11 protein-coding genes are annotated in these 17381 nt (G+C 63.8%); 4 read left to right on the top strand and 7 right to left on the bottom strand.

All coding sequences use genetic code 11. The features are described from left to right. Positions 1–31: 31 nt before the first annotated feature. Genes IEV62_RS02625 through IEV62_RS02610 form a run of 4 tightly spaced genes read right to left on the bottom strand, consistent with a single transcriptional unit; the run spans position 32 to position 6550 of the window. A complete protein-coding gene (locus IEV62_RS02625; protein WP_188445280.1) occupies positions 32–673 on the bottom strand; it encodes a hypothetical protein in 642 nt (213 codons plus the stop codon). Continuing rightward, positions 673–2103 carry an efflux transporter outer membrane subunit gene (locus tag IEV62_RS02620; RefSeq protein ID WP_188445279.1) on the bottom strand — a complete coding sequence of 477 codons (1431 nt, stop codon included), beginning with the start codon at positions 2101–2103 and terminating at the stop codon, positions 673–675. Before IEV62_RS02620 ends, IEV62_RS02625 begins: the two co-directional genes overlap by 1 nt. Further along, positions 2100–5291 (bottom strand): efflux RND transporter permease subunit, encoded by a 3192-nt coding sequence (locus tag IEV62_RS02615; RefSeq protein WP_188445277.1) that lies wholly within the window; start codon positions 5289–5291, stop codon positions 2100–2102. The genes IEV62_RS02620 and IEV62_RS02615 overlap by 4 nt, the downstream gene beginning before the upstream one ends. Beyond that, the gene (locus tag IEV62_RS02610) at positions 5288–6550 is read right to left on the bottom strand and encodes an efflux RND transporter periplasmic adaptor subunit (protein ID WP_188445342.1); all 1263 of its coding nucleotides are present in this window, start codon (positions 6548–6550) and stop codon (positions 5288–5290) included. Before IEV62_RS02610 ends, IEV62_RS02615 begins: the two co-directional genes overlap by 4 nt. Before the next feature lie 88 nt (positions 6551–6638). Between IEV62_RS02610 and IEV62_RS02605 the strand changes: the two genes are divergently transcribed. Both IEV62_RS02605 and IEV62_RS02600 read left to right on the top strand, forming a co-directional pair. Further along, positions 6639–7313 (top strand): response regulator, encoded by a 675-nt coding sequence (locus IEV62_RS02605; protein WP_188445275.1) that lies wholly within the window; start codon positions 6639–6641, stop codon positions 7311–7313. Next, the gene (locus IEV62_RS02600) at positions 7310–8614 is read left to right on the top strand and encodes a sensor histidine kinase (protein ID WP_188445273.1); all 1305 of its coding nucleotides are present in this window, start codon (positions 7310–7312) and stop codon (positions 8612–8614) included. The genes IEV62_RS02605 and IEV62_RS02600 overlap by 4 nt, the downstream gene beginning before the upstream one ends. Positions 8615–8922: 308 nt before the next feature. Here IEV62_RS02600 and IEV62_RS02595 read toward each other — a convergent pair whose 3' ends face one another. Genes IEV62_RS02595 through IEV62_RS02585 form a run of 3 tightly spaced genes read right to left on the bottom strand, consistent with a single transcriptional unit; the run spans position 8923 to position 15512 of the window. Further along, positions 8923–10386 (bottom strand): amidohydrolase, encoded by a 1464-nt coding sequence (locus IEV62_RS02595; RefSeq protein WP_188445271.1) that lies wholly within the window; start codon positions 10384–10386, stop codon positions 8923–8925. A gap of 12 nt (positions 10387–10398) precedes the next feature. Further along, positions 10399–12135: a gamma-glutamyltransferase gene (gene ggt, locus IEV62_RS02590; protein ID WP_188445269.1), complete on the bottom strand. Its 1737-nt coding sequence runs from the start codon at positions 12133–12135 to the stop codon at positions 10399–10401. Continuing rightward, the gene (locus IEV62_RS02585) at positions 12135–15512 is read right to left on the bottom strand and encodes a TonB-dependent receptor (protein WP_188445267.1); all 3378 of its coding nucleotides are present in this window, start codon (positions 15510–15512) and stop codon (positions 12135–12137) included. The genes ggt and IEV62_RS02585 overlap by 1 nt, the downstream gene beginning before the upstream one ends. A gap of 56 nt (positions 15513–15568) precedes the next feature. Between IEV62_RS02585 and IEV62_RS02580 the strand changes: the two genes are divergently transcribed. Both IEV62_RS02580 and IEV62_RS02575 read left to right on the top strand, forming a co-directional pair. Then, positions 15569–16225, top strand: a complete 657-nt coding sequence (locus IEV62_RS02580; RefSeq protein ID WP_229732773.1) for an RNA polymerase sigma factor — start codon at positions 15569–15571, stop codon at positions 16223–16225. Continuing rightward, positions 16222–17136 carry a FecR family protein gene (locus tag IEV62_RS02575; RefSeq protein ID WP_188445266.1) on the top strand — a complete coding sequence of 305 codons (915 nt, stop codon included), beginning with the start codon at positions 16222–16224 and terminating at the stop codon, positions 17134–17136. The genes IEV62_RS02580 and IEV62_RS02575 overlap by 4 nt, the downstream gene beginning before the upstream one ends. The last annotated feature ends 245 nt before the right edge of the window (positions 17137–17381 follow it).

Raw genomic sequence — 17381 nt, 5'->3', positions numbered from 1 at the left:
CGTCTCAATACTATCGGGGTTCGCGCTGCGCTCAGCGGTGCACCCAGATGCGGTCGTGCCCCAGATCGAAAATCACGCGGACATGCCGGAATGCGTAGAGGCCGACGATTGGTTTTGGTCCATCGCTCAAATCGACATTCGCGAACGCGACCCCTCCGACCGTTACCGGGCTCCCCGCAGCCAATCCCGGCATGGCCACGCCGGTTGCCCGGGACAGGTCGAGCATGGCACGCACCGGAGCGCCACTTGCCGCCGCGAGCGCGACGGACAGGCTGCCGTCCGGCTCGCGGCGGAGGGTGATCGGGTTCGAGCGGCGCTCAAAATGGGTCGCCTCGCTCGCCGAGAGCGGCTGCAGTGCGTGGTGCGCGAAATCGATCTCGATCGGATTTTCGCCGAGCACATCCTGGCCCAGTCGGATCTGTGCGCTTTCGCTCGGTTGCGCTTCGACTGCCGCAACCTGGGCGTGAAAGGTCTCAGCGCGGAGGTGGATCTTCAGGTCCGAACTTCCGTGACGGGCTTTGATCCAATCCGATAAGGCGGGGTCGATGGCCGAAGTCCACGTGCCCGGCGCGATCGCAACGCGGACCGTCTTGTCGTCAACCCGGCCGCTCAACACCAAGGCCGCCCCCATCAGGATAAAACTGCCGCTGGTCGCTCCGATCGGCCCGCCCATTATCGCTCTCCAACAACGCCGCCACCGGCAGCTTGAAACATTGCAACGGTATCACTCAGACGGGCCGCCCGCGCCTGGATGAGCTGCACGCGCGCTTGCGCATCGGCGGATGAGGCGTTGAGCAAGGCCAGCGTGCCGACATCGCCCAGCGCCAATTGTCGCCGGATATAGCCGAGCGCATGCGCCGAAGCGTCGCTGGCTCGCACTGCGGCATCGAGCGCGTCTGCATCGGTACGAAGCCCGGTCAGAGCGTCGGATACGTCGCCAAACGCCTGGAGAACAGATGCCCGATATTGCGCCTTTGCCCCGTCAAGTGCCGCTTCCGCCGCGCGTTGCTGATGGCGCAGTGCTCCACCGTGGAAGATCGGCTGCGCCACCGCGCCGAGGAGCGTCCAGAACGGATTGCCGTTCTGGAACAGGTCGAAGACATGCTGTGCCGCGCCGCCGCCGCTCGCGCTTAATTGAAAGTTCGGCAATCGCGCGGCGATCGCGACCCCGACATCGGCGCCAGCGCCTTCGAGTTGCGCGCGGGCGGCACGCACGTCCGGGCGGCGCGCAACGAGCTCGGACGGCAGCGCCAGTGGCACATCATGCGGCAAGGCCAGCGCGCGAAGACTTGGCAAGGGCGGCAGATCGCTCCCAGCCGCCCGACCAAGCAACGTGCCGATGAGCACGCGTTGATGCGCTTCTGCGCGGACCAGCGATGGCAGGGCGGCCTCTGCCGTGGCGAGCGCTGTCTCCTGCGTGGCGATATCGGCGGCACCGATCGCGCCGAGCCGCTGCCGCCGCAGCTGGTTTTGCAGGATATCTTGATTGATCGACACGCTTGCCTGTGCCGCGTCGATTTGATCGGCGAGCGAGGCGCGCTGGATCACCGCAGCGATCAGATTGGCGACCACCATCGCCCGCGCCGCGTCGCGCCGGTATTGCGCGACATCGGCCGCGGCCCGCGCCGAGCGGATTCGCGCGCGGTTCCCGCCGAACACGTCCGGGCCATAGCTGACGGTAACTTGCGCGGTGTGCAACGTGTAGAGATATTGCGTGGCATCGGTCACCGCTGGAGCGAGCGTATTGGAGACGCGGGCACGTTGCGTCTGAAAGCTTGCGTCGACTTGCGGCAAGGCCGATCCGGCGACCGCCCCTGCTTGTTCGCGCGCCTGACGCAAGGCCGCATCGGCCATGGAAAGGTCGGTCGCGTGGTGTAACGCGTCGTCCACCAACGCGTCGAGTTCGGGCGAGGCGAACGCCTGCCACCACGCCTGTGCCACTTCGGTATCATGCGTGATTTGCTCAGGTCCGGCGCGAGGGGCCAGACGTTGTGGCTGGGTGGGCGGTGGTAGCACCGCGTAGGCGTCCTGAGTGCGCGGCCCGACCGCGCACCCCAAAAGCATCGGCACCGTTGCGAAAAGTGGGAGCTCCCAGCGCTTCATGCCGGCGTCTCCTGAGAATCCATACCTTGCGTCGGATGATGTCCGACGTCACGTCCGTGTGCGCCACGATCTTCGGGCTTCACCCGCCGCGAGAATCGATCGATCAACACCGGCAGCAGCAGCAGGATCAACAGAGGCGCCAGTGTCATGCCGCCGACGACAACCAGCGCGAGCGGCTTCTGGACCTGGCTACCGATCCCGTTTGACAAAGCCGCTGGCAGCAGGCCGATCGCAGCGACCAGGCATGTCATCACGACCGGGCGCAAACTGTGACGGACGGTCGTCGCCAGCGCGGCTTGCCGGTCGGCATGCTCGTCGATCGCTTGATTGTACGTGGTGACCACCAGGATTCCGTCCATCACCGCGATGCCGAATAGCGCGACGAAGCCGATTGCAGACGAAATACTGAACGCTGTCCCGGTCAGCGCCAGCGCGAGGACGCCGCCGATGATCGCCATCGGGATCGCCGAAAAGGCCAACAGACTGTCGCGGATCGAGCCGAAATTGGCGTACAGTAGGAGCAGAATCAGCAACAAGCTGATCGGCACAACGATTTCGAGGCGGGCGACCGCATTGTTGAGATTGTCGAGTTCACCGGCCCATTCGAGATGATAGCCTGAGGGCAACTGGACGTTGCGGGATATCCGCGCTCGCGCCTCCGCGACCGCACCGCCGAGATCGCGCCCGCGCACCGAGAATTTGATCGGGATGTAGCGCTCCTGATGCTCGCGATAGATGAACGACGCGCCTGACGTGAGCTTCACATCGGCGACTTCGGACAAGGGCACTTGGATCGTTCCCGAACCGTTCGGCGCGGGCGCGCCGATGGTGATGCGGCGGATTGCATCGATGCCGTCGCGTTGTTCTGGCTTTAGCCGAACCACGATCGGAAAGTGGCGATCGGTGCCCTTTTCAAAGAGCTGCGCGCTCGACTGTCCGCCGATTGCGGCCGCCACCGTCGTATTGATGTCGTCCGGCGTCAGGCCGTAGCGCGAGGCACGAGCGCGATCCACGTCGATCCGCACCGTTGGCTGACCGAGCGACTGAAACACGCCGAGATCGACGATACCCGGCACCTTCGCCATTTGATCCTTGATGGAATCGGCGTATTTTTCCAGCGTCGCCAGGTCCGGGCCGAACAGCTTGATCGAATTGGCACCCTTCACGCCCGAAGCGGCTTCTTCGACATTGTCCTCGATATATTGGGAGAAGGAAAAATCGACGCCGCGGTATTGTGCCTGCAACTTCTTCGACAGCTCGGCGGTCAGCGTCTCTTTGGTGACCCCGGCGGGCCAATCGCCGAACGGCTTTAGCGGCACGAAGAACTCTGCGTTGAAAAAGCCCGTCGAATCGGTGCCGTCATCGGGCCTGCCATGCGCCGAAAGAACCGATTCAACTTCGGGGTACCCGGCGATCATCCGGCGCACGCCGTTCACGACGGGTTGCCCGGCCTCGAGGCTGATCGAGGGCGGCAGGCTGGCGCGGATATACAAATTGCCCTCCTCCAAATGTGGGAGGAACTCGATCCCGAGCGACCGCATGCCGATCACTGCGGCGCCAAGAAGCAGCACGCCGCCGCCGATCGAGAGCACGCGATTGCTGAGCGCGAACGCGGCGGCGGGCTCGTACCAGCGGCGCAGCCGCGAGACGATCCAAGTCTCCGCTTCCGACAATGTGTCGGGGAGCAGCATGGTCGCGAGCACCGGCGCGACCGTGAACGTCGCGATCAGACCGCCGGTGATGGCATACGCATAGGTCTTGGCCATCGGCCCGAAAATATGGCCCTCCACACCGGTCAGCGTGAATAACGGCAGGAAGCTGGCGATGATGATGGCGGCGGCGAAGAAAATGCCGCGGCTGACTTCGCTGGTCGCCCCAAGCACGGCCGAGAAGCGGCTGGCAGGGGTGTAGTGCCCCCGTCCGCTTTCGACATGACCTGAGCGCTCGACCATATGGCGGAAGATGTTCTCGACCATGATGACGCTGGCATCGACTACCAGCCCGAAATCGAGCGCGCCGACAGAGAGCAAATTCGCGCTTTCGCCCTGCAGCACGAGGATCAGGATCGCGAAAGCGAGTGCGAAGGGGATCGTCGCCGCGACGATGATCGCGCTGCGCAGATTGCCGAGAAAGGCCCATTGCAGGAAAAAGATCAGCGCGATCCCAGCGATCAGATTTTCCAGGACGGTGTGGATCGTTAGCCGGATGAGATCGGAGCGGTCGTAGATGCGGTCGAGATGGACGCCGGGCGGCAGGATCCCCGACTCGTTGATGTCGGTAACTTCCTGCTGCACCGCTTCGATCGTCGGCATCGATTTGGCGCCGCGCTGCATCAACACGATGCCCTGAACGATGTCGTCCTCATTATTATAGCCCGCGATGCCGAGGCGCGGGGCGTTGCCGATCTGGACGTGCGCCACGTCTTTCAACAGGATCGGCTGGCCGCTGGCGGTGCCGACCAGCACGTTTTCAATCCCTGCTGCCGACTGGATTAATCCGACCCCGCGGACAATTGCCGACTGCGCGCCGAAATTGATGGTCTGGCCACCGACATTGCCGTCGCTCTTACCCAGCGCAGCGAGCACCTGGCTGATCGCGACGCCATGCGCAGCAAGCCGATCGCTATCGATCACGACGTCATAGGCGCGCAGCTTGCCGCCCCAGCCGGTTACGTCGATGACGCCGGCAATTCGCTTGAAGCGCCGTTGCAACACCCAATCTTGCAAGGTTTTCAAGTCCATCACCGAATAGCCCGGCGGTGCACTGATCTTGTAGCGATAGATTTCGCCGACCGGGCTCGTCGGCGAGAGCGTCGGCTGCGCACCGCCGCTAAGCGGCGGTAATTGCGATAGGCGGTTGATGACCTCCTGCTTTGCCGCATCGTTGGTCACATCGTAACTGAACTGGATTTTTACGTCGGACAGGCCGAACAGCGAGATCGCGCGGATCGCGGTCAAATGCGGAATGCCCGCCATCCCGACTTCGATCGGGATGGTGACGTTGCGCTCCATCTCTTCGGCCGAAAGGCCTTGGGTCTGCGTAATGACCTCGACCATCGGCGGCACGGGATCGGGATAGGCCTCGATGTTGAGGTTCCAAAAGCCTACCGCACCGGCGACGAGCATCGCTGCAAAGATGCCGACGATCAGCAGCCGCTGCCGCAGCGCGAATTCGACGATGCGGTTCACGCGCCCAGGCCCGCCTCGTTGACGAACAGCGCGCCCGCCGTCACGACGCGCTCACCCGGATTGAGTCCCGAGACGATAACGATCGAACCGTCCTGCTCGTCGCCGGCGACGATCGTTCGTGCTTGCAACAGGCTGTCGGGGCGAACCACCCACACCCGCGCGCGATCGCCTTCGTGAATCACGGCGGCAGCCGGCAGACGCAAGGAAGTGCCACGTTGCGGCCGCTGGATCGAGAAACTGGCGAACATCTGAGGTTTGAGCGCACCGTCGGGATTGGCGATGGTGGCGCGCACCGGAAGGCGATGTGTTTGGGGGTCGAGGGCAGCGCCCACCAGATCGATCGTCGCGTGAAACGTCCGACCGGGCAGGGCGGGAGTCGTTACAGTGACCGCGTCGCCGACATGGACGGCGTTGGCATCGCCTTCGGCGATTTGCGCGATCAGCCAGACATGCGATGGATCGGTGATCGTCATCACCGGCTTGTCGCCGCCTTGCGAGACATATTGGCCGGCCGAGACGTCACGCGACGCGATCAGCCCCGCGATCGGTGCGTGGAGCGTTGTGCGGTCGTGAATCCCGGAAACTTCGCTGGCCGCTTCGAGCCGCCCGATCTCGCCCGGCGACTTGCCCAAGATCGCAAGCTTGTCACGCGCCGCGCCCAGCGCCGCGGCGGTCGTGCGCGCGGTTGCTTGCGCCGCGATCAAGTCGGTCTGCGCTTGCAGGAAATCCTTTTGTGCACCGCCGGCGGTTTCGAAGATCTGGCGCTGTCGCTCGGCATTGCGCGTTGCGGTCGCGAGCTGGGCCTGCGCATTCTGAAACGCCGCGCGCGTCACGAACAAGGCGCTACGCGCATCGACGAAATCGCTCGTCTTGACCAGCAACAGCGGCTGCCCCGCTCGGACATATTGTCCGGCGTCGGCAAGGACGCGGACGATTTGACCGGCGTAGGGCATCAGTACCGGTGTGCTGCGATCGCCATCGACCGTGATAGCGCCGCTCGCCAGCGTGCGATCTTCGGATGCTGCATAGCCGACTCGCACCGTTTTCAGGGCGGCCATCTGATCACCCGTCAACCGCAACGTGCCAGCCGGAGTGGTCGGCGGGATAACGGGCGCGCGCTGCATCAGCGCCGCAATTGCCAGCCACAGCAGCAGCAAGCCAATCCCGACGGCTGCAAACAGGATGAGCCAACGGACCTGATCGCGTCGCGAGAGCGCCCGCGTCGCCGGTAGAGATTGAGGAGGAAGGGATGCGTGCATCATGAGTCCTGTTACGTCGGGACTGGCACCCCTAGGCACGCTGGCTTACAGCGCGCTTACAAATTGCTGCATTGCGGAAAGTCAGACGATGCGGATCCTGCTGATCGAGGACGATGACACGGTCGCTGCGCCGCTGATCGACGCCCTTTCACGAAGGGGGGTGTCGGTCGATCGCGCCAGCCGCGCCGAGGAAGCCGAAGACTGTCTGGCCGCGATCGACTATGCCGCTATTTTGCTGGACCTCGGTTTGCCCGATGGGGACGGCATCGCGCTGCTTGCGCGGATGCGCCGCAACGGCGACAATCGCCCGGTACTCGTTCTGACGGCGCGCGGTTCAATCGATGCGCGCATCCTTGGTCTCAACGAAGGTGCCGACGAATATATGGTCAAACCGTTCGATGTGGACGAGCTGCATGCCCGGTTGCTCGCGGTCCTGCGGCGGCGCGATGGATATGCGGGCAAATCCCTGCGCTGTGGCGCGCTTGAACTCGAGATGCAGACCCGGACAGCGTCGATTGGATCCAAACCGCTCGCGCTTTCCGTGCGTGAAACGCAGTTGCTGGAGCAGTTGATGCGCCGCGCCGGCAAGGTTGTCGTCAAACGCGTCGTCGAAGACCAGTTGTTCGGCCTAGACGGGGATTTGGGGTCCAACGCCGTCGAGGTTTATGTGCATCGCCTGCGCAAAAAGCTGGAAGACGTCGCCAGCGGCGTTCGCATCGAGACGGTGCGCGGTGTTGGTTACATGCTCGTTCCGGTCGCATGAAAGTAGGCGCACCGCGTTCGCTGCTCGGTCAGTTTATTGCGCTGCACGCGGTGATCGCGGTGGCTGCCGCCATCACCTTATTCACCAGTGCCACCACATTGCTGCATCAGACCGCCGACCATTTTCAGCGCGATCTTTTGCGCCGTCAGGCCGCGGCATCGTCGGTGGCGTTGGAGACGGACCCGCCCAATGCCAGCATCGTGACACTGTCGAACGGCATGGCGGTGAGCGTGATCGGCAGCGATCGGCGCGTCGCGAAATCCTATGGCGCTGTCCGTACAGACGTGTTGGCCGCCGCTCCGCTGGGCACGCGAGCCCAATTCTTTCGCACGCGTGCGATCGAAGGATTGAGCGTGCCCCGAAAGCATGGCTGGATTATTGTGTCGCAGGATGACGCAGACCCGGCCGTCATCACAGACGATATCGTCCGCAGCTTTCTCCTGCGCTTTGCGCTCATCTGCCTGCCGATCGCGGCGCTTGTGCCGCTGATCGGCGCGCTCTTGGCCCGACGACTGACCCTGCGCATGCGCACCGTGTCGCTTGTCGCTGGACAGATCGGCCCGAAATCGCTCGACATCCGCTTGCCGCGGGGACAGCTGCCACTCGAAGCGGAACCTCTGGCCGAGGCCACGAACGCGGCGCTCGATCGGCTCGCCGCTGCCATTCAGGTACAAACGGCCTTTGCCGCCGACGTGGCGCATGAATTACGAACGCCCTTGGCGGTCATTCGTCTCCATGCGGATGGCGTGGGAGATCCCAACATCCGTGCGGCAATCCTGACGTCCGTCGATCGCGCGGCGAGGGTGATCGGCCAGTTGCTGGCGCTTGCGGACCTGGAACGACCGATTGAGTCAAGCGTCAGAACGGTCGACCTCCATGCGCTTGCAGAGCACGTTGTCAGCGACCGCGCACCGGGCATTTTCGCGTCCGGCCGGACGATCGCGCTTCAATCCGACGGCGCGCCTGTTTGCCCCCATGGCTATCCCGAGGCGCTTACACTGGCGCTTGAAAATCTGGTGGACAATGCGGCGCGCCACACCCCGCCGGGCACAGCGATCGTGGTCACAAGCGGCCCAGGCCCCCGACTTACTGTGAGCGACGACGGCGCGCCGATTCCCACGGCCGACCTTTTGCGTCTCACGGACCGGCTTTGGCGCGGCGCGGGATCGGGCATCGAGGGATCCGGTATCGGGCTTTCTATCGTTAACCGGGTCGCGCGCGCGCATAGCGGACGGCTCAGCGTGCGCGCCGGCCCAGGCGAGCGAGGTTTGATCTGTGAGATCATGATCGGCGAGGATTGAGGCAGCGGCTTGGCGCGTGGGACCCCGTTGTCACCGCACGCCTAGCCTTCCGACTGTGCTGATCCAACTGGCGCCATCACCGTCGATAATGCGGGGCGAAACAGGGCGCCACACAATGTCAGCGCAGGACGAAGTTTTCGCATCAGGCACGGTCGCGATCAGGTCGCCCCGGTGTGGCCGAGCGCTAGTTCAACAATGATCTTGCGCTTGCCGAGCCAGATAGTCAGGTTCTGGTCGGTCGTCACATCCGGGAGCGCAAGCGTGATGGGAATCCCAAAAATTAGTAATGTACCAGTGTCATTCCAAAATCACTTGCCCCCCCACGCCGGCACCGGCTTGCGGTAGTTTAGCGCCGGTGCGCGGCTTCCCAGCATCGCGGCATAGGCGAAGTCTGCCCCGCGCGCCTTTTCCAGCTCGGCCCTCGCGTCGGCCAGGGCTTGCGGGTCGAGCATCAAATCGGCAGCGGTGAGTGCGATTGTCTTGGCGGCAACGACCGCGCCCTTGACGCCGATCGACATGCCCGAGGCGGCGACCGCTTGCCAGCTATGTGCCGGCGTTCCGGGCACCCAGGTCGCGGTATTAAGCCCGATCGTCGGCGTGCTCCAGCTGATGTCGGACACGTCGGTCGATCCGCCGCCGTCCGCCCCCCGTTCGCCCGGGCTGACGTCCGTGACTGACGTGAGCGGCCGTTGCGTCGGCAGGGCCTTCTGCATTTGCGTCGCCCAGGCGGTTTCCTCCGCCGTCCATTGCTCCCCGCCGACGGATTCGAGATTGCGCATCATCACCTTGGCCAGGGTGTTGCTCGCGAGCATTGAATAAACCCCGCCGGTGACTTCGAAATCAACCGTGGTGCCGGTCGCGAGCGCAGCCCCTTCGGCCGCCTTGGTCACCCGCCCCCACACCTCCTTGACGATCGTCGGATCGACGTTGCGGACATAATAGTAACTCTCCGCGAAATCAGGGACGACGTTGGGCGCTTCGCCGCCGGCGGTGATGATGTTGTGGATGCGGGTCGAGGACGGCACATGCTCGCGCATAAAATTGACCGCGACGTCCATCACTTCGACGCCGTCGAGCGCGGAACGGCCCATTTCGGGCGAGGCGGCGGCATGCGCGCTCACACCGTGGAAGCGGAATTTGCCCGAAATGTTGGCCATGCTCTTGCCGACGGATACGCTGTTGGCGTCGGCGGGGTGCCAGTGCAGCACCGCCGACACGTCCTTGAACAGGCCGGCCCGCACCAGATAGACTTTGCCCGATCCGCCTTCCTCGGCAGGCGAGCCGAACACGCGTACTTCGCCCTGCACCTTGTTGGCGACCATCCAGTCCTTGACCGCGATCGCCGCGGTGATGCTCGCCGCGCCGAACAGATTGTGGCCGCAGCCGTGGCCGGCGGCCTTGCCTTCTATCGGGGTCTTGGACGACGCAGTAGTCTGCGCAAGGCCCGGTAGCGCATCATATTCGGCGAGGATGCCGATCACGGGCCCGCTTCCCTGTTTGAAGCTGGCGACGAACGCAGTCGGCATGCCAGCGACGCCCGGCGTGACCGTGAAGCCGGCTTTCTTGAGCTGCGCCTGCAGCAGCGCGGACGATTTGGCCTCCTGGTAACCGACCTCGGACCAGCCCCAGATTGCCTTGGCCGTCGCCGCCAGCGCTGGCGTGCGGGCATCGACGTCTGCCACGATCGCGCTGCGTCGCGCATCGGGCGCGACTTGGGCGAACGCCGGCATCGGCAGGACGAGGGCGGCGAGCAATACGTGTTTCAATGTCATGGTATCCGCCTTTTATTTGACGCCGACCGCCGCGGCATCGGGCCGCCGCGTGTCTGCCGAGCCGAGAAAAGTGTCGCCCTCGATCATGATCGACTGGACCGATCCCATAGTGTTTGAGGGCCGCACTCTGTGCCCCTTTGCCACCAGCAGCGGCACGATATCGGGCGAGAAGCCCTCTTCGAGCTCGAGCGGCGCATCGCCGCCCGCCTGGTTGATCCGTGGCCGCTCGGCCGCTTCGGCGACGTTCAGCCGGTGATCGATCACGTTGGACAGCATCTGCACCATCGTCGCGATGATGTAGCCGCCGCCGGGCGTGCCTGTGACGAGCCACGGCTTGCCGTTCTTGAATACGATCAACGGCGTGATCGTCGATCCGACACGCTTGCCGGGAACGGGCAGCGTCGCCTTGCCTTCCTCGCCGCGGTGCCCCCAAGCGAGGTTGCCGAGCGAATTGTTGAGCAGTATGCCTGTGCCCGGCGCGACAACGTGCGCGCCGTACGAAGCCGACAACGTGTAGGTGTTGCTTACCGCGTTGCCGGCGGAATCGGCGATCGAGAAGTGCGTCGTGTCGGTGCTTTCGTGCGGATAGGGGTTGCCGTCGGGCAAGCTCTTTGCGCCCAGCGAGGCGTCGGGCCGGATCAGCTTGGCGCGCTCCGCCGCATAGCGCTTGCTGGTTAGACCGATCGCGGGAGTCTTCCAGTCGGGTCCGCCGCCGACCAATCGACGGTCGGCCGATACGATCTTCATCGTCTCGGACAGCAAGTGCAAATTGGCGACGCTGCCCCAGCCCTGCTCCCGCACCTGGAAAGTCTCCAGAATGTTCATCGCCTCGGCCACGCTGACCCCGGAGGCGGTTGGCGGCATGTACGCGATTGGAAGGCCGCGATAGCTTGAAACGATCGCGTTGGAGACGATCGGGCGATAGTTGGCGAGATCAGTCGCATCGATTACGCCGCCGCCCGCTTTCATGCCCGCGGCGATGTGCTGCGCGACCAGGCCGAGATAAAAGCCGTCGCGACCCTTCGCGGCGATCGTCTTGAGGGTTGCGGCTAGATCTGGCTGTTTCCAGCGCTCGCCCGGCGCATAGGCCTTGCCATCCGGCTTGAAGAACACTGCGAGCGCGGCGGGGTCGTCGCTCATCGCCTTCTCTTGCTCGGCATTGGCTTGCGCTTCATCGTCCGACAGGATCACGCCGTTGCTCGCCATGGCGATGGCCGGTGCGATCAGCGTGCCCCAAGGCAGTGTGCCGAAGCGCCGATGCGCTTCCCATAGGCCAGCGACGGTGCCGGGGATGGCCACGCCCTTCATCGAATACCCCTTGGCCGCGTCGAACTTACCGGTTGCCCCTAGCAGAAGATCGGGCAGCGTGTTGCGCGAGGCCTGACCGTAATAGTCGATCGCGATGGTCTGCGCCGGCTTACCGTCCTTCGCCGTCATGTGGACCAGCATATAGCCGCCGCCGCCGATGTTTCCGGCGCGAGGCAAAGTAACCGCTAGCGCGAAGGCGGTGGCGACAGCGGCATCGACCGCATTGCCGCCCTTGCGTAAAATCTCGGCGCCGACGGCGGCGGCGATCTTGTTCTGGCTGACCACCATGCCGCCGCGCGCCGGCGACGGTTTGTGGATTTGATCATACGCGACGATGTCGCCGCCGGTGCCGCGCTGCGGCGCGGCACCTTCGGTTTCCTGCGCGGTCGCGTAGAGCGGCGTGAGCAGCGCGGCGAGCGCGAGCCAGGGGGCGAGCCGCATCAGAAGCTCACCCGTACGTTGCTGTACCAATAGCGCCCATAGGGATTGTAGAGTGATCCCTGATATCCGTTCGAGCTCAGCGGCGGGCCCGCGTCGGTCAAGTTGCGTACCCCGATACGGACGCGATAGCGGCTCTGGTTGCGGTCACCGACGCTGACTTGACCGTAGAGGTTGAAGGTCATCTGATCTTTGACCAACCAAGCGGCCCCCGTGGAATCGATCAGACCGGTATCTTCCACGTCACCGGTGTATTGTGTGTATCCGCCAATCTGGAACGGCCCCTTTACCCACGTCACCGATCCGGTGACCTTCCACTGCGGCTTGCCGTTCTGGCGGATCAGGTTGCCGGCATCGGCGATCGTCGTGCCGGCGTTGATCGTGCCCGCCGCACGCGCGTCGATCAGCGCCTGGATCTGCGGCGAAGGTTGCAGGAAGAACTTGTCGAGATAGGCCGCGTTGGCATTCACCGTGAAGCGCCCGAGACCGAACTCCGGCAAACGCCAGCTCAGCCCCAGATCGACTCCGGCGGCTTGCTGCGGCAGCAAGTTCACATAGGTGTCGTTGACGTACAGCACGCGCCCGACCGGTGCGATTCCGGAGCCGGCAAAGAGCGCGATGTCATCGGCGGTCGGCGCGGCGCGGATCACGTTGGAATCGCTCGTCCCGCTGACACGCAGCAGATAGTCGTTGATCAACGCATTGCCCTCACCGAACAATCCGACGATGCCGGTCTGGTCAATGTGCCAGTAATCGGCGGTCAGCGAAATTCGGCCGATGGTCGAATCGAGGAAATGCGGTTCGAGCACGACGCCCGCGCTCCACGTCTTCGATTCTTCCGGCTTGAGATCGGGATTGCCCGAGCGCCGCGCCGTCGTGGCGAAGCCCTGCGAACAATTGGCGAAGCTAGTGATCGCCTTGTTACGGAGTTGCGCTTCGCACCGGACGTAATCGGTACGCGTGTTGGAACGGGTGACGATCGTCGCATTAATCTGTTCGAGGTTCGGAGCCTTGAACCCTTCGGCATAAGACCCGCGCAAACGGATGCCGCGAATGATATCCCAGGCGCCGGCGATTTTCGGCTTCGCGACCGAACCCACGTCCGAGTAGTTTTCGAACCGCCCGGCCAGTTGCAACTCGATGTTGCGGACGAACGGGATATGCATATCCGGCGAAATTACCGGCACGGCGAGTTCGATATACGCCGCAGCAACGGTGCGGCGCCCGCGCGTATCAGGCGACGGGCTGGTGCCGACCAGATCGGACCCGTTGACCGCGCCGGTGATTGAATCGGTGAACTGGATCGTGCCATCGACGCGCGGGTCGCGGTCGTCGAATTGCGTCTCTCGCCGCACTTCGCCGCCAATCGCAAGGCCGAGATTGCCGCCCGGCAAATGCACGAGATTGGTGGTCGAACCCTTCAAATCCCACATCGCCAGCGACGTCTTGCTGACGCGCGTGGTCTTGATCTTGATTGCCGCAATCGCCGCCGCGCTACTCGGAGTTCCATCCACACCGCTTGCCGGTGTCAAACCGCTGCCGTTGAAGCTATTATAGGCATCGGGCGTGGTCAGATTGACTTGGCGCTGGAGCAAGGTCTGGCTGATGCCGTCCGACGTGTCGCGCACGCGCGCTTCCGAGTACAGCGCCGCGCTTTCCCATTTGAAGCCCAACGCATCGAAACGCACGCCGCCGAGCAAGCGATATTGCGTGTTGAGCACGTCGATGATGTTCGGCCCCACGTCGACGAAATTGTAACTCGACAGCGTAACTGCCACGCCGCCCGCGGGCGCGTTGATGTTGGCGAGGCGATTGGGGCTGCCGATCGGGCCGAACGGATTGTAATAGGCATTGGCTGCAATTGTCAGCGGGCCTGACGACAATGTGCCGGTCGAGGATTGTACGCTATGGGTCTTGGCGCTGTAATAGCCGGCCTCCCCAAAGACCTCGAGCCCGTCGGTCACTTCATAATGGCCGTTCATAAAAAGATTCACGCGCTGAATGTCCGGCGTCACGTTGGTATTGAACGCAAGCGGCGCATCGAAGCGCAAGTCGCGGATCGCGGCGGCGCTGTTGGTGCCGGTGGCGATGCAGTTCGCGCCCACCACGCCGGCACCGCCGGCGGCGCAACCCGCATAGCTCGTCGGCTGAATGTGAAACTGTCCTGACGCGTTGGTGATGCTGGCCGCGCCTTGCTTCACTACGACGCTGTTCAGCGTCTGGAAGGACCCCCACGGAGTGATGGTCGAGCGGCCGTCGAGCGAGGTCGCACCGTCGAAGCGCGTACCGACGAACAGCGGACGCTTGTCAGCCGAGCGGGTATAGTCGAAATCGCTCGCGAGCACGCCGTCGCGTTTGTCGTAGCTGGCGAACACCGTGACGTTGCCGCGATCGCCGAAATCGTGGCCGACGAGCAAATGCGCATTGGTCTCGAATAATTGCGAGCCTTGGCCCCAGCCGACTTGGCCTTCGAGCTCGACGCCGGTGAAGTTTGTCTTGAGCACGGTGTTGACCACGCCCGCGACCGCATCCGAGCCGTAGATTGCCGCCGCGCCGTCGCGCAGCACTTCCAAACGCTCGAGTCCGAACACCGGCAAGGCATTGGTGTTGACCGTCAGCACGGGCACGAGGTTGTCGTCGGCGCGGCTGGTTGGGTGGTTGACCACGCGGCGGCCGTTGAGCAGCACTAAGGTGTTGCCGATGCCGAGATTGCGCAAATTTACCGAGCCGACGTCGCCGCGCGCCGCATTCGAGCTGTTGGGCAGATACGAGCTGTTAAACGTGACGTCGCCGAGCTGCGGGATCGACCGAAACAACTCGTCCCCGGACGTGGCGCCAGTCACGCCGATCTGCGCCTCGTCGAGCACTGTCACCGGCAGTGCCGCGGTCGCCTTGCTGCCACGGATTTGCGAGCCTACGACGACGATATCGGGGGCTGCTCCTTCTTCCCCTGCCACGGCTTCCTCAACGCTGGCGGTTTGGGCGGCAAGTTGTTGATCATCGGTTGGCGAGAGCTTCGGCGCGGGCGTTTCCTGGAAGAATGCGGTTGGACGCATCGCCGCGTGGGTTCCTGCGCGCGGCATCACGCGAACGGTGTTCGGCCCGGTGTAGCGATAGGTAAAGCGCGTGTTCGCCAGCAGCCGATCGAGCGCGCCGCGCGCCGTGTAGCGGCCGCTCAGTCGCGGGGATTTGGTCGTCGCGATGGCCGGGTCGGTAAACACCAGTTGCACGCCGGTCTGCTGCGCGACTTGCAGAAGCGCGGTGTCGAGGCTGCCCGCGGCGAGATTGATCTCGTGCGGCGTTGTCGTGGCGGATTGGGCCGCGGCCGGCACCACGAAGAAGGTCGCAACAGTGACGAGGAGCAACTGACGTACATTCATGAACTTTTCCCCCGGATAATTCGTGCCTTACTCGCGCACGGCACGTATACGACGCGGTGCAACACCTCACGCGAACCAGTCGCAATAAAATTTCTTTCGGTGTTGCACAAAAGCAAGGTTCGTACTTCGGGTTCGAACCGTCATATTTGAGCGCATGCAAACAGTGCGGTGGGGGAGGAGCGTTGGCGGCGACCGGGCGATCAGAAAATATGCCGGTATCCTTGCGGGCGGACGATGCATTCACAAATTACCGCGCTGCGCTGCGGGCGTTCGTGGCGCGGCGTGTCAACGATCCCGCCGAGGTCGATGATCTAGTGCAGGAAGCGTGTGCAAGGTTGATAGCGACCGCGCGAGAGCAGACCCTCGACGAACCGCAAGCTTATCTGTTTCGGATCGCCGCCAACCTCATCGTCGACCGCCATCGCCGCGTTCAGCGCACCGTTCCGCTTGGAGCGCACGTCGATCCGCCCGTGCGCGCCGCGCAGGAGGACCAACGCCGCCTTGCCGACTTGCAGGGAGCGCTCGAGGCGGCGCTCGGAGAACTGTCTCCGCGCTGTCGCGAAGTGTTCGTAATGCGGCGCTTTGACGAACGCGGCACGGGTGACATCGCACGTGCATTGGGGATATCGCCACGAATGGTGCAAAAACATCTCACCCATGCGGTGGCGCATCTCTACGATCGCTTGGCGCATTTGATGGAGCGCGGCGCGTGAACGAGCCCGAATTTCGCAAGCGATCTCGTGCCGTGTTCGGAGCATTTTTCGGCGATGCGGAGTCGACACTCCATCCCGCTGATCGCGCAGAAGCCGCCGCCTTCTGGTCCTGGCTTGGCGAACTGGAACCACCCGAGATTGCGACCCGTCCGGCCCGAGCCACATGGCCGCGCAAGATCGCGGCGAGCGTCGCTGCGGTTGCGCTGATCGGCGGTGGATTTGCGGCACTGTGGCCGGCGCGACAGGGGCCGCTGGACGTGGCGCAAGCGTTCGCCACCGGGCACGCCGAACGTAGGAAGATCGTCCTAAGCGATTCTTCGGTCGTTACTCTCGCGGCCGACAGCCGGGTCGAAGTGGCCTTCGCGCCCGGCGAACGCCGTCTGCGGCTGACCGCGGGCGAGGCGCTGTTCAAGGTCGCCCATAACACGGCGCGGCCATTCATCGTCGAGACGCGCCACGGCGAAGTGCGCGCCGTAGGCACTGCGTTCGATGTCAGCGTGAGCGGACCCGAGGCTGAAGTGACCGTCGTCGAAGGCGTCATCCGAATCGCCGTGTCCGAGGGTCGAAAAGGCAAATCTGCCGAGCCGATCGAGAAGGTGGCGCGCAAGGGCGAGCGTCTGTCGTTCGGCGTCAGCAACGAGAACAGCAGCAGCACCAGCTTCATCCGCCAAGTCGCCGACGTCGATGCCGACACCGCTGTCGCCTGGACTCGCGGCCAGCTCGTCTTCCGCGGCGAGCCGCTGCGCGAGGTCATCGCCAAGGTTAATCTTTACGCCAAGCAGCAGATCGTGCTGACAGACCCCGCTGCGGGGGCAACGCCCGTTTATGGAGTCGTGAACCAGGGGGATACCGAGGCGGTCCGCGGATTGATCGCCAACCCAAACGCGGTCGCACCCGATCAGCACGATTAATCAAGATTGCGCGGGGATGGAGCCTAATCCTCCCTCACGGGCAGCCCATAGGTTGTGTGGTCGCTGCGAGAGTCCCGGTGGTAATCCAGACAGCCGATGGTGACTTGGATGATATCGTGCGGGGCTTTGACGGTGATGGAGGTTGGCACTTCGACCAAGCGCCAGATAGGCGGATCGATAGGCGAAACAGCTGGCTGCAATATCGAGTCAGGTTTCCGACCAGGAAAGAACAGCGCTTGATAGCC

It is taken from the genome of Sphingomonas psychrolutea (assembly GCF_014636175.1).
In the GTDB taxonomy this organism is placed as follows: Bacteria; Pseudomonadota; Alphaproteobacteria; order Sphingomonadales; family Sphingomonadaceae; genus Sphingomonas; species Sphingomonas psychrolutea.
Note: the sequence above shows the minus strand (reverse complement) of the source record. Positions and strands in the feature narration are given on the sequence as shown.